Source organism: Nonomuraea corallina (genome assembly GCF_027620315.1).
GTDB classification, from domain to species: domain Bacteria; phylum Actinomycetota; class Actinomycetes; order Streptosporangiales; family Streptosporangiaceae; genus Nonomuraea; species Nonomuraea corallina.
The window spans coordinates 1-12,138 of record NZ_JAPNNL010000064.1; the positions used below are offsets into that span (position 1 = coordinate 1).

The window sequence follows — 12,138 nt, forward strand, 5'->3', positions numbered from 1 at the left end:
GAGCGCGTGCTCGACCAGCGTGATCAGGGTCGACTTCACCGAGTCGCGGACGCGAGCGTCCAGGCGGACGATCGGGGTCTGCGGGCCGATCGACAGCGCCTCGCGGACCTCCTCCTCCGAGTGGGCGAACTGCCCGTCCCAGCCGTTGATGCCGATGACGAACGGCAGCTTGGCCTCCTCGAAGTAGTCGATCGCGGGGAAGCTGTCGGCCAGCCGGCGGGTGTCCAGCAGCACCACCGCGCCGATGGCGCCTTTGACCAGGTCGTCCCACATGAACCAGAACCGGTGCTGACCGGGCGTGCCGAACAGGTAGAGGATCAGGTCGCGGTCCAGCGACACGCGACCGAAGTCCATGGCCACCGTGGTGGTCGTCTTGTTCGGGGTGAGCGACACGTCGTCCACTCCGGCGGAGGCGTCGGTCATCACCGCCTCCGTGGTGAGCGGCAGGATCTCGGACACCGCTCCCACGAACGTCGTCTTGCCCACGCCGAACCCGCCCGCCACGACGATCTTCGTCGAGGTCAGGGCGGGGCTAGAGCCTGCGAAGTCCACTGAGCACCCTTTCCAGCAGGTTGAGGTCCGGCTTGCCCGCGTCCAGGGCAGGCTGGTGCACGCGGATCAGGCCTTCTGACGCCATGTCGGCGATCAGCACCCGGACCACCCCCAGAGGTTGTTTGAGGAGGGCGGAGATCTCGGCAACCGACCGAACGTTCCTGGTCAGCTGGATGATCGCCTGATATTCCGGACTCAGCAATGAAATGTCTTGATATTCGGACGTCACGGAGGACACCAGTGCCTCCATGGCGAACTTCATCCGCGGGGCCGTCCGCCCCCCGGTCACGGCATACGGCCGTACCAGGGAGCTGGACTTCGGCGGACGGGGGGCCGACGGATGCGGCGGAGTATTGCTATCACCAACCCAACCCTGACCTGACACCATGATCTCCTGTCACCCGGCTAGCGGGGTCGGGCCGCCTGCAGTTCCGCGCGAACAGCCGGTGTGAGCACCTGCCCCGCACGCTCGACCAGCAGCGTCATCTGGTAGGCCACCAGGCCCATGTCACAGTCGGGCGCGGCCAGCACCGCCAGGCAGGAGCCGTCGCTGATCGACATGATCATCAACAGGCCGCGCTGCATCTCGATGACGGTCTGGGTCACCATCCCGCCCTCGAAGACCCGGGCCGCGCCCTGCGTCAGGCTGATCACGCCCGAGGCCACCGCGGCGAGCTGGTCGGCCCGGTCCTTGGGGAACCCCTCCGAGTAGGCAAGCGGCAAGCCGTCGGACGACACCACGACGGTGTGCGCGACGCCCGGCACGTTGTTGACGAAATCAGTGATCAGCCAGTTGATGCCACGCGCTCCCTGGCTCAACTCTCTCATTGCTCCTCCTCATTCACATCTCCGCGGGTGAACGCGCGGCCTTGCCGTACACCTTGCTGGAAACTCGACAGCCGGCTCCGCAACCGCTCGGGAGAGATCTGCGGCGGGGGCGAGGTGACCACGGGCTCGGCCAGGCTGGCCGTACCGGGCACCAGGTTCGCCTTGGGGACGCGGCGCGGCAGGCCGGACGAGGTGGTGCCGCCCTGCGCGGGCTGGGCCGCCGCCTGGGCGGCCTGCCAGCCGGTGTCGGCGGGAGAGGACCACGACGCGCTCACGCCCGACTGGCCGGGCGTGCGCTGCGGCAGCAGCGGCTTGTCCGAGATCGCCGCGTGCTGGGCGGTCTCCGCCTCCTCGACCGGCGCGACGGACCGGATCCCCGGCTCGCTCCGCTGGAACTGCTCGGACTCCGGCCGGCGGAACCAGTCGGACCCCACCGAGGAGAAGATCGGCAGGAACTCCTCGCTCTGCTCCTCCATCGGGGAGTTGCGCACCGCGGGGAGCGGGCCGGTCAGGTCCTGCGAGGAGTACTCGCCAGGCCCGAACGGGTCGTAGGCGCCGTCCGACGGGTAGGACTGGGCGGCCTTCACCGTCTCGGCGAAGGACGGCCAGCGCTGCTCCAGGCCGAAGGACTGCACCGGCTCCTCGTAGGGCGCGCGCGGCGCCGGGTCGCCGAACGACCCCCAGCGCGGCTCCTCCCGGTGCTGCTGCGGCGGCGGCTCGGTGGCGAACGACGGCCACCGGGCCTCGTCGCGCCGCGCCACCGGGTCCTCGGCGAACGACGGCCAGCGGGGCTGCTCCTGCTGCGCGACCGGCTCCTCGGCGAACGACGGCCAGCGCGGCTCCTCCTGCGGCACCGGCGGCGCCGGCGGCTGCTCGGCGAACGAGGGCCAGCGCGGCTCCTCCTGGACCGGCGGCTGCTCGGCGAACGACGGCCAGCGCGGCTCCTCCTGGGGCCCGGCGCCGGTCCGCTCGGTGAACGGCGGCCATTCCTGCTTGCCCGGCTCCGGGTACGACGGCCAGCCCTCGCCACCGGGCGCCGGGATCGTGCCCGGCCACTGGGTGTCGAGAGGCGCGTTCTCGCCCCGGACGTCCTTCGTCTCCATGGACGTCTCCATAGACGTCTCCATGGACATGGACGGCGGCGAGGAGAAGACCGAGCCGTTGGCCGACGCGGCGGCGGAACCGAACTTGGCCGGGTCGAAGCTGGTGAAGGCGTCGTACTGGGAGCGCTGGTTGGGCACCGAGCCCTGGCCGCCGATGAGCAGCATCGCGGGCAGCAGCACCATCGCGCTCAGGCCGCCGCGCTCGCGCTGCTTGAGCTGGACGCGGATGCCGTGACGCAGCGCCAGGCGGCCGACCACGAACAGGCCCATGCGCCGCGAGACCGCGACGTCCACGACCGGTGGGTTGGCCAGACGCCAGTTGGCCTCGCCCAGTTCCTCGGGGCTCATGCCGATGCCCTGGTCGTTGATGGTCACCAGCACGCCGCCCTCGGCGGGCTGGCTGCTGACCTGGACCTTGCTCTCGCGCGGGGAGAACGAGATGGCGTTCTCGATCAGCTCGGCGAGCAGGTGGACGGTGTCGGTGACGGCCGGGCCCGCGACCTGGACCCCGGACGGGATCTGGATCTGGACGCGTTCGTAGTTCTCCACCTCGGACAGCGAGGCGCGGGCCACGTCGACCAGCGGCACCGGCTCGCTCCACTTGCGCGCGGCCTCCTGGCCGGCGAGGACCAGCAGGTTCTCGCTGTTGCGGCGCATGCGGGTGGCCAGGTGGTCGAGGCGGAACAGGTTGGCGAGCCGCTGCTCGTCCTCCTCGCCCTGCTCCAGGCCCTCGATGAGCTGGAGTTGCCGTTCGACCAGCGTCTGGCTGCGGCGGGAGAGGTTGACGAACATGGCGTTGACGTTGGCGCGCAGCTTGGCCTCGTCGCCGGCCAGCCGGATCGCCTCGCGGTGGACCTCGTCGAAGGCCCGCGCCACTTCCCCGATCTCGTCGCGGGTGTCGATGCCGATCGACGGGACGTCGGGCACCTGGGCGCCCTCGCCGCCCTCCCGCAGGATGCGGACCGTCTCCGGCAGCCGGGTGGTGGCCACCTGGAGGGCCTCGGCGCGCAGCCGGCGCAGCGGGCGGACCAGCGAACCGGCCACCCGGCTGGTGATCACCAGGACGAGGAGGAGCAGGATCAGGATGGTCGCGCCGGAGATGATGGCGTTGCGCTGCTCGGCGTCGCTCAGCTCCCGGGTCTGGGTCACCACCTTGGTCGCCAGGCCGTCCTCGACCTTGCGCATGGCGTTGGCGGCCAGCAGCGTGCTCTCGTACCAGAGGTTGAGGTCGCGCCTGGTGGTGACGTCGAGGTCCCGGATGGTGGAGTACTCGCGCAGCTGGGCCAGGGCGCGCTGGCGCATGGCGTCGGCCCGGTCGATCTGCGGGCCGCGCACGGCCTGGCGGTAGGCGCGCCGTTCGGCGGCGCCGGCCTCCTGCTCGAAGCGCTCCAGCTCCGACTGCTGACGGTTCCAGGAGCCCAGGAAGTCGGACAGGTCGTCGTAGTCCAGCTTCCGCTCGACCAGGGCGACGACCAGGATGCCCTGCTGGCGGGAGACCTCCTCCTTGGCCCGCTGGAGGGCCGTCAGCGCGGCCACGTCACCCTGGAGCACGTCGTCGCCGATGCCGGCGCCCAGACCGTTCTGCAGGTTGGCCAGGACCTCGATCATGGTCGAGAAGGTGCTGATGGACGCGCGGGGCGGCACGTTCTGGGCGCTCATCGAGGCGCGCAGGCCGTCGAGGCCGTTGAGCCAGCGCGTGATGTTCTCCACGTCGGAGCGTACGCGCGGCGCGTGCGAGGAGTCGATGACGCTCGCGGCGTCGATCACCCGCTTCGCCGCGGTATCGACCGTTCCACGTTGCGTGCGGAGCTGGGCGAGACGCACGGGGCGGCGGCGGTCGGCGATGTACCAGGCGGTGAGCGTGCGTTCCTTGCCCAGCTCGTGCACGAGCGCGCCGACGCGCTGGGCGAGCTCGGCGACCTGGGTCACGCGACGGTACTCGGTGCTGGTGCCGACGGCGCTCGCCAGCTGAAGGCCGGCGAGCAGCACACCCACGAGCGTGGGGATGAGAATCAGCGCCACCAGCCTTGAGCGCACGCGCCAGTTGGCCAGCCGGAAACGTCCGCCTGTGTTGTCCCCCGGCCTCGTGTGCTTGGGGTTTTCCGTCCTCACTGACTCTCGCTACCTCTCGCCGTACGTGCTCGAAAAATCAGACACGTGTGTGGCGTGTGGGATTGTGCTGGGCTGGGTAATTGGAACACACTCCGTACCAGATCGGCCAACCGAACATATCCCATCAAATGCACCCAAGTAGGTGTTTTGGGCTACATTTCGCCGCACACGGATTCACGCTGGCCTGAAAGAGTCCCGCTCGGCGGGGGCCGCGTGCTTGATCATGAGGTGCCGCGTCACCGCGTACTCCAGGACGGCCTCCTGGCTCATGTCCTTGCCGAACCCGCTTCCCTTGACGCCGCCGTGCGGCGCCTCGCTGGCGATGGGCAGGTGGTCGTTCACCCAGGTCACCCCCACGTCCAGGCGGTGTGAGACGCGCATGGCGCGGGCCACGTCCCGCGACCACACCGACGAGGCGAGCCCGTACCGGGTGTCGTTGGCCAGCCGGACGGCCTCGTCCTCGCCGTCGAACGGCAGGGCGACGAGCACCGGCCCGAACAGCTCGCCCTGGACGATCTCGCTGTCCTGTGCGACATCGGTCACAAGCGTCGGCGGGTAGAAGAAGCCCGGCCCGTCGACCGGCGCCCCGCCGTGCGCGATCCGGCCGCCGGAGCGCGCCACGAAGCCGTGCACGCGCTCCCGGTGCGCCTCGGAGATCAGCGGGCCGATGTCGGTCGCCGGATCCCAGGGGTCGCCGGCGGTGATGTGGGCAAGAGTTGCCCGAAGCGCCTCCACCGCCTCGTCGTAGACCTCCCGCGCCACGTACACGCGGGTGGCGGCGGTGCAGTCCTGGCCGGTGTTGTACGTGGCGCCCATGGCCACGCCGTGCGCCATCTCGGCCAGGTCGGCGTCCTCGAAGACCAGCGCCGGCGCCTTGCCGCCGAGCTCCAGGTGGACGCGCTTGAGCGTGGCGGCGGCGCCGGTCATGACCGCCCGGCCGGTGTCGGTGGAGCCGGTGACGCTCACCATGTCCACCCCCGGGTCGGTGACCAGCGCCTGGCCGACCTCGGCGCCGCCGGTGACCGTCTGCACGAGCCCGGCGGGCGCGCCCGCCTTGGCGAACAGCTCGGCCAGCCGCAGCGTGGTGCGCGGCGTCTGGGGCGCCGGCTTGATCACCACGGCGTTGCCGGCGGCGACCGCGGGGCCGACCTTCCAGACGGCCATGACCAGCGGGAAGTTCCACGGCGCGATCGACCCGACCACCCCCACCGGGCGGCGCAGCAGGACCGAGGTGTAGCCGGAGCTGAGGACCCCGGCCCCGGTGCCGTCGAGCGAGCGGGCGGCCCCGGCGAAGAACCTCAGGTTGTCGGCGAGGAAGGGCAGCTCCCCGTCCCTGAAGACGGCCGCGGGCTTGCCGGTCTCCTCGACCTCCAGCCTGGTCAGCTCCTCGGCCTCGGCCTCCACCAGGTCCGCCACCTTGAGCAGCAGCCTGGCGCGCTCGGCGGGCGTGGCCTCGGCCCACTCCGCGGAGGCCGTCCTGGCCCGCTCGACGGCGGCGCCGACGGCGTCCACGGGAGTGTCCGGCACCTCGGCGCAGACGGCGCCGGTGGCTGGGTTGATCAACGTACGCATGAACTTACTTTCCTTGCCGGTCCCGGCCGCCTAGCTGCGGCCGAACTCCTCGATCAGGTCGGCGGCCTTGCGCAGGCCGTCACGACGGCGGATCTCCTCGCCGGCGGCGGCCAGCCTGGCCCGCAGCTCGGCGTCGCCGAGAAGGCGGTCCAGCGCCCCCGTCAGCTCCTCGTCGGTGAAGGTGTAGGTCGAGAGCCTGACACCATAGCCCAGCTCGTGCACCCGCTGGGCGTTGTCGTACTGGTCCCAGAAGAGCGGCAGCAGGATCATCGGCTTGCCGAAGTGGAGCGCCTCGGTCGTCGTGTTGTTGCCGCCGTGCGTGATGACCAGGTCACACTGGGGGACGATCTTCGTCTGGGGCAGGAACTCGGCGCCCCACATGTTCTCGGCGAGCTTGATCTCCTCGTGCAGCGGGCCCATGGAGACCACGTACTGGTGCGGCGTGGTCGCCAGCACGTCGATCACCCGCTGCATCAGCCCCACGTCGGCCGAGCCGAGCGAGCCGAGCGAGAAGTAGACCAGCGAGGCGCCCTGGCGGCGCTCGAAGGGCAGCTCGAAGTCCTCGTCGGTCTCGCGCACCGAGGAGTCGAGCCGGTGCCAGGTCGGGCCCAGCGGGCGGGCGTCGGTGTAGTCCAGGATCTCCGGGTACACGTACAGGTTCAGGCCGCCCTCGTGGATGAAGTCGAGGTCGGGCAGCGGCGAGGTCCCCTGCTCGACGCACCACTCGTTGTAGGCGCTCCACATCTCCCTGTGGGTGCGGTCGTACTCGGCGCGGAAGGCCTCCCACTCGGAGCGGTCGTCGGCGGGCAGACCGGAGAAGACCGGCGGGATGTCCTGGCCGCGGACCTCCAGCGGGTTGCAGGAGACGATGCGGACGAACTTCTTGCCCGCGGTGAGCAGCGCCGGGAACGTGAGCACGTTGTCCTCGACGATGACGTCCGGCTGGACCCGCTCGATGATCTGCTTGAGCTGCGGCTCGCAGTACTTCGCGCCGTCGATCAGCTCCTTCCAGATCGGGGCCGTGACGGTCTCCAGCTGCTCGCGGGTGCTCTTGCGGTACTCGGGGGCGGTGTCGCGGATGAAGTCCTTCCAGAACTGGCCGGCGTCCTGCTCCTCGTCGGCCGGGGGCGCGAGGTCGACCAGGTCCTCCTCGAAGCCGAGGGCCTCCAGCTTGCCCTTCCACGACGCCTCCGCGGCGAAGACCACGCGGTGGCCGCGGCGGCGGAGGATGTCGCCGATGCCGGCGCTGTTGTTGGTCGGGCCGTAGGCGCTTTCCGGCATGAACAGAATGGTGAGAGACATGAGCACTCCGCGGGATTTAGCTTTTTGAAGGGGAATTCAAATACTCATCTGGCGTGAAGGTCAACTTCAGGGCACTATGGTCACGGGTTCCTGAATGTTCAGCCAACTCTCGGAAGCGAAGGCGAAGATGGCCCAGCGCAAGAGCCGCAGTGACCGGCGTGTCGACCTGATCGAGGCGGCGCGACGGGCCATCATCCGGCATGGCATCGACCGGGTGCAGTTGTCGCACGTCGCCGAGGAGGCCGGGCTGACCTCCGGGGCGGTGCTCTACCACTACCCCGACCTGAGCGAGCTGCTGGTCGAGGCGCAGCACGCGGGCATGGAGCGCTTCTACGAGCAGCGGCTGCGACAGATCGCCGCGTTCACCGACCCGGTCGCCAAGCTGGTGCTGACGATCCGCTCGGGGCTGCCGACAGGGCCGCTCGACCCGGAGGTGCGGCTGCTCAACGAGATGGGCGGGGCCGCCGGCCGCAACCGCGTCTACGGGGTGCTGCTCACCTCGCTGTACGACCGGCAGGTGTCGATGTACCAGTCGATCCTGGACACAGGGGCGGCGCTGGGCGTCTTCACCCTCACGACCGACCCGCTGACGATCTCCCGCAACCTGGTGGCGCTGGAGGACGCGTACGGCTACCGGATCACGGCGCGGCACCCGCTCATCGGCCCCGACGAGGCCGCGGAGCTGATCCTGTCGTACGCGCGGACGGTGACGGGCAACGATCTGATTCATTGATCCACCGGGATGATGACCGCCTCGCCCGCCCGCCAGTCGAGCCGGACGTCGGCGCCCGGCCGCACTTCTCCGGCGCCCTGCACGGCCACCAGCACGGGCCGGTCGCGGCCGGGGACCTCCACCGAGATGTGCGAGACGCCTCCGTAGAAGCTTACGTCCAGCACCGAGCCCTTCAGCCCGCGCGACTCCTCGGCCCCGATCAGCACGACCCGCTCCGGCCGGACGGCCAGCAGCGCCTTCGCCCCCTGCTCCAGCCCTTCGGCCGGGGTGCCGGGCAGCACGCCGAAGTCCTCGGTCACCAGCTCGCCGCCGGCGCCGACCGTGCCCTCGAACAGGTTGTTGGCGCCGACGAAGTCGGCGACGAAGCGGGTGCGCGGCCGCTCGTAGAGCGCGACCGGCTCGTCCACCTGGCGCACCTTGCCGCTGTCGAAGACCGCGATGCGGTCGGCCAGCGACATGGCCTCCTCCTGGTCGTGCGTGACGACCACGAACGTGATGCCGACCTCGTGCTGCAGCCGCTTGAGCTCCAGCTGCATGTCGGCGCGAACCTTCTTGTCCAGCGCCGACAGCGGCTCGTCCAGCAGCAGCAGGCGGGGGCGCTTGACGATGGACCGTGCCAGCGCGACGCGCTGGCGCTGGCCGCCGGAGAGCTGGTTCGGCCTGCGGTTCCCCAGCGCCGACAGGCCCACCGTCTCCAGCACCTCGCCGACGCGCTTGCTGATCTCGGCGCGCGGCAGCTTCTCGCGCTCCAGCCCGTACGCGACGTTCTTCGCCACCGTCATGTGCGGGAACAGCGCGTACGACTGGAACATGAGGCTGATGGGCCGCCGGTTCGGCTGCTTGCCCAGCAGGTCCTCGCCGTCGAGCGTCACCGTGCCGCTGTCGGGCGTCTCGAACCCGGCGATGATGCGCAGCAGCGTGGTCTTGCCGCAGCCCGACGGGCCGAGCAGGGCGAAGAACTCGCCCTGGCCGATCTCCAGGGAGACGTCGTCGAGCGCGGTGACGTCGCCGAACCTGCGGCTGACGCCGTCAATCTTGAGCACGCGGAACCCTTTCCCCGATCTTGGTAAGGCGCTGTCCGGCGATCACCGCCGTGAAGCTCACCAGGAGCAGGATCGAGGCCAGCGCGTTGATCTCCGGGGTGACCCCGAAACGGATCATTGAGTAGATGACGATCGGCAGCGTCTGCTCGGTGTTGCCGATCGTGAAGAAGGCGATCACGAACTCGTCCAGCGACAGCGTGAAGGCCAGCAGGGCGCCCGCGACGATGCCGGGGGCCAGCTGGGGCAGCGTGATCTTCATGAAGGTGGTCACCGGGCCGGCGCCCAGGTCGCGCGAGGCCTCCTCCAGGGAGGTGTCCGCGCCGGTGAGCCGGGTGCGCACCACCGCCGCCACGAACGCCATCGAGAACAGCGCGTGCGCCAGCACGGCCGAGTACAGCCCGAGCGTGAGCTGGATGAGCCCGTAGAAGAGCAGCAGCCCGATCGCGAGCACCAGGTCCGGCAGCACGGCCGGCATCAGCGCCAGCGCGTCCAGGGTCTTGGACCGGGAGTGGCGGGCCAGGCCGACGGCCAGCATGGTGCCCAGCACGGTGGCGATCACGGTGGAGCCGGTGGCCACGATGAGCGTGTTGACCAGGCCGCTCATGACGCGTTCGTCGGCGGCCAGCTCGCCGTACCACTTGAGGCTGAACCCCTCGTACGTGTACGCCGTTTCGCCGGAGTTGAACGACATGACGACCAGCACCACGATCGGCGCGTACAGGAACACGTACGTCGCCCAGAACGGGATGTGCAGCCACCCTGATCTACGCACGGCGCGTCACCCACGCCTGCACGACCAGGAGCACGATCAGCACCAGGATGACCGCCAGCGCCAGCGTGGAGCCGAACGGCCAGTCGCGCACCGACAGGAACTCGTTGCGGATCAGGTTGCCCACCATGGCCGACTTGCCGCCGCCGAGCATCTCGGGGATGACGAAGTTGCCGAAGCTCGGCACGAACACGAACAGGCAGCCGGTCAGCACCCCGGGCACCGTCAGCGGCAGCGTGACCTTGCGGAAGGTGGTGAACGGCGAGGCGCCCAGGTTGGCCGACGCCTCGCGCAGCTGCGGGTCGAGCTTCTCGATGGCGGCGTACAGCGGCAGCACCATCAGCGGCAGGTACGAGTAGAGCAGCCCGAGGACGATCGCGCCCTTGTTGTAGAGCAGTTCGTACGGCCCCATCCCGAACGCCTGGAGCCAGCCGTTGATCAGACCCTCCGGGCTCAGCAGGATGATCCAGGCGTAGACCCGGATGATGAAGTTCGTCCAGAACGGCAGCACGACCGCGACCAGCGCGACCGTCTTCCACGTGCGCGGCAGGCGCGCGATCATGTAGGCCGTCGGGTAGCCGATCAGCAGCGCGAGCAGCGTCGCCAGGCCGGCCATCTCCAGCGAGTCGACGACCACGCGGAGGTAGAGCGAGTCGAACAGGCGGGTGAAGTTCTCCGTGGTGAACTCGTAGACCACTCCGCCGAACCGGCCGCGCTGGAAGACCGTGTAGCTGAGCACCAGCGCCAGCGGCACCAGGAGCAGCACGACCAGGTACGCCAGCCCTGGCGCGAGGAACACGAACGCGCCCAGCCGGCGCCCTCGGGAGAGGGACGCCGACCGGGTTCCTGGCTTGTCCTTCACACCTATTCGGCCTTGATCTCAGCCGCGAGACGCCCGTACTTGGTGCTCGCCTGGCCGATGTCGATGATCGACTCACCGTTGAGCAGGTCGGCCGGCTTGGTCCCGAGCAGCGAGCCGGGGACGATCTTCACCTTGTCCATGGCGGCCTTGTTCGGCACCATGTAGTTGATGTTCTCGGCGGCCCAGCGGTGCACGTCAGGGCTGAGGATGTAGTTGATGAAGGCGTGCGCGGCCTCCTTGTTCTTGGAGGTCTTCATGATCACCATGGTGTCCACCCAGAGGTCGCTGCCCTCCTTCGGCACGACGAACTTGATGTTCTGCTTCTCGTCGGTGGTCGGGCACCAGCCGTCCCACGCCTCGGCCATGACGGCCTCGCCCTTGATCAGCCGGTCGCCGAAGGTCAGGTCGTCGTAGGCCAGCAGGCGCGGCTTGGCCTCGATGAGCAGTTCCTTGGCCTTGGCGATCTCGTCGTCCTTGTCGGTGTTGACCGAGTAGCCGAGCGACTTGAGCGCGGGCAGGGCCAGCCAGCGCTCGGTGGTCATCATGGTGACCTTCTTCTCGGCCCAGGACGGCGGCTTGAGGATGTCGTTCCAGCTCGTGGGCTCCTGCTTCACCAGGTCACTGCGGTAGCAGATGCCGGTCGTGCCCCAGGTGTAGGGGACGGAGAACTTGTTGCCCTTGTCGTAGGCGAGCTGCGTGGCCTCGGGGTACAGGTTGGCCAGGTTGGGGATGAGCTCGGCGTGGATCGGCTCCAGCAGACCCTGCTCGTTCAGCGCCTGGGCGTACTGTCCCGAGACGAAGGCCACGTCGATGCCGCTGTCGCCGCCGGCGGTCAGCTTGGTCATCGCGACCTCGTTGGTGTCGTGCAGCGTGACGTCCAGCTTGGAGATCTTCAGATCCCGCTTGACCATGTCCTGCAGCTCTTTGGGGGTGTAACCGTCCCACACGGTCACCGTGAGCGACTGCTTGGTCAGGTCAGCGTTGGGGTCGAGCTGGGCGGCTGCCTGCTGTGCCGTCTCTGCGCTGTCGGTCGATCCACCGCCGCACGCCGCGACGGCGAGCGCGAGGCCGGCAGCCAGTGCGGCAGCCGGAAGACGACGGGTGAGCCGGGTTCGGATCACGGCCGCTACTCCTTAGGAATGTGCGTTGTACGGGGGGTCGCGCGACCAACCGGGCACGGCAGACCAGACCGAGAGTGTTGCAGCATAAATCAACATGAGCAAGACTTTGGCGTACATTGCTACCTGGAAGTTTGATGTAAG

Annotated in this window: 11 protein-coding genes; 1 reads left to right on the forward strand and 10 read right to left on the reverse strand. The window is 69.3% G+C overall.

What is annotated here, in order from left to right; translation table 11 throughout:
• The 6 genes from OUY22_RS17610 to OUY22_RS17635 all read right to left on the reverse strand — a co-directional run.
• The coding region (locus OUY22_RS17610; RefSeq protein ID WP_270156086.1) for a GTP-binding protein at positions 1-552 on the reverse strand (552 nt) is incomplete at its 3' end.
• Positions 533-940: a DUF742 domain-containing protein gene (locus tag OUY22_RS17615; RefSeq protein ID WP_270156087.1), complete on the reverse strand. Its 408-nt coding sequence runs from the start codon at positions 938-940 to the stop codon at positions 533-535. The genes OUY22_RS17610 and OUY22_RS17615, both read right to left, overlap by 20 nt.
• Before the next feature lie 17 nt (positions 941-957).
• Positions 958-1,380, reverse strand: a complete 423-nt coding sequence (locus OUY22_RS17620; RefSeq protein ID WP_270156088.1) for a roadblock/LC7 domain-containing protein — start codon at positions 1,378-1,380, stop codon at positions 958-960.
• Positions 1,377-4,505: a nitrate- and nitrite sensing domain-containing protein gene (locus tag OUY22_RS17625; RefSeq protein WP_270156089.1), complete on the reverse strand. Its 3,129-nt coding sequence runs from the start codon at positions 4,503-4,505 to the stop codon at positions 1,377-1,379. Before OUY22_RS17625 ends, OUY22_RS17620 begins: the two co-directional genes overlap by 4 nt.
• A 264-nt stretch (positions 4,506-4,769) precedes the next feature.
• Positions 4,770-6,167: an aminobutyraldehyde dehydrogenase gene (locus OUY22_RS17630; protein ID WP_270156090.1), complete on the reverse strand. Its 1,398-nt coding sequence runs from the start codon at positions 6,165-6,167 to the stop codon at positions 4,770-4,772.
• A 30-nt stretch (positions 6,168-6,197) separates the two neighbouring features.
• Entirely contained in the window at positions 6,198-7,469 is a 1,272-nt protein-coding gene (locus tag OUY22_RS17635) for a glycosyltransferase (protein WP_270156091.1), read from the reverse strand.
• Positions 7,470-7,563: 94 nt separating this feature from the next.
• Here OUY22_RS17635 and OUY22_RS17640 point away from each other — a divergent pair, with 94 nt between their 5' ends.
• Positions 7,564-8,202 (forward strand): TetR/AcrR family transcriptional regulator, encoded by a 639-nt coding sequence (locus tag OUY22_RS17640; protein ID WP_270156092.1) that lies wholly within the window; start codon positions 7,564-7,566, stop codon positions 8,200-8,202.
• Here OUY22_RS17640 and OUY22_RS17645 read toward each other — a convergent pair.
• Genes OUY22_RS17645 through OUY22_RS17660 form a run of 4 tightly spaced genes read right to left on the reverse strand, consistent with a single transcriptional unit; the run spans position 8,196 to position 11,997 of the window.
• The gene (locus tag OUY22_RS17645) at positions 8,196-9,245 is read right to left on the reverse strand and encodes an ABC transporter ATP-binding protein (RefSeq protein WP_270156093.1); all 1,050 of its coding nucleotides are present in this window, start codon (positions 9,243-9,245) and stop codon (positions 8,196-8,198) included. The two genes, OUY22_RS17640 and OUY22_RS17645, sit on opposite strands and share 7 nt — an antisense overlap.
• A complete protein-coding gene (locus OUY22_RS17650; RefSeq protein WP_270156094.1) occupies positions 9,232-10,017 on the reverse strand; it encodes an ABC transporter permease in 786 nt (261 codons plus the stop codon). Before OUY22_RS17650 ends, OUY22_RS17645 begins: the two co-directional genes overlap by 14 nt.
• A complete protein-coding gene (locus OUY22_RS17655) occupies positions 10,010-10,876 on the reverse strand; it encodes an ABC transporter permease (RefSeq protein ID WP_270156095.1) in 867 nt (288 codons plus the stop codon). Before OUY22_RS17655 ends, OUY22_RS17650 begins: the two co-directional genes overlap by 8 nt.
• 2 nt (positions 10,877-10,878) lie before the next feature.
• Complete coding sequence (locus tag OUY22_RS17660; protein WP_270156096.1) at positions 10,879-11,997, reverse strand: polyamine ABC transporter substrate-binding protein; 1,119 nt, start codon at positions 11,995-11,997, stop codon at positions 10,879-10,881.
• Positions 11,998-12,138: the final 141 nt, after the last annotated feature.